The sequence below is a fragment of the Streptomyces tropicalis genome (genome assembly GCF_029269835.1).
Taxonomy (GTDB): Bacteria; Actinomycetota; Actinomycetes; order Streptomycetales; family Streptomycetaceae; genus Streptomyces; species Streptomyces tropicalis.
The window spans coordinates 1-562 of sequence record NZ_JARJBB010000107.1; the positions used below are offsets into that span (position 1 = coordinate 1).

1 protein-coding gene is annotated in these 562 nt (G+C 72.2%); it reads right to left on the minus strand.

Annotated features, from left to right (window positions below):
* Window positions 1-562: DNA translocase FtsK (locus P3H78_RS33235; protein WP_276112887.1), on the minus strand; the 562-nt coding region annotated here is incomplete at both ends.

The following is a 562-nucleotide window of genomic DNA, read 5'->3' on the forward strand; positions in this document are numbered from 1 at the left end:
GGGTGGCGGCGGTCGGGGTTGGGGGCCGGTTGAGGAGGGGGTCGATGTCGGCGGTGCGGGCCAGGACGGTGCGTGGCGCGTCGGCCCGGTAGGGGCCGAGGATCTGCTGCTCCTCCAGCCGGTGCAGGAGCCGGTCGGCCCGCTCGGCGGTGACGGTCATGGTGCGCCGCAGCGTGAGCGGCGAGGCATTCTGGTGGGCGGTGACCGTCAGGGCGGCCTGCCGCAGCTGGGCTGGGGGAATGGGGCCCTGTGGGTCGTCTCCGGTAGGAACGATCCCGATCAAGCGCTGCTGGTAGGCCCAGGCCACACCGTTGAGGAGGTCGGCGGTGGGCTCGTAGGGGTTGGCGTCCTCCCCGGTGTGCGGGTCGGTGTCACGCAGTTCGGCGACGCGGGCGGAGAGCCGGTCCAGCAGCAGTTCGTGTGCGGCGATCAGGTTCGGGACGGGCGGGGCGCCCGCGACCAGGCCGTTGTCGGGCAGAAAGTCCCCGCCCGGGGGCTGGCCGTTGAGTTGTTCGTAACGGGCACGCCAGCGTGCCCGGTTGATGATCCACTGTTCCTGGAG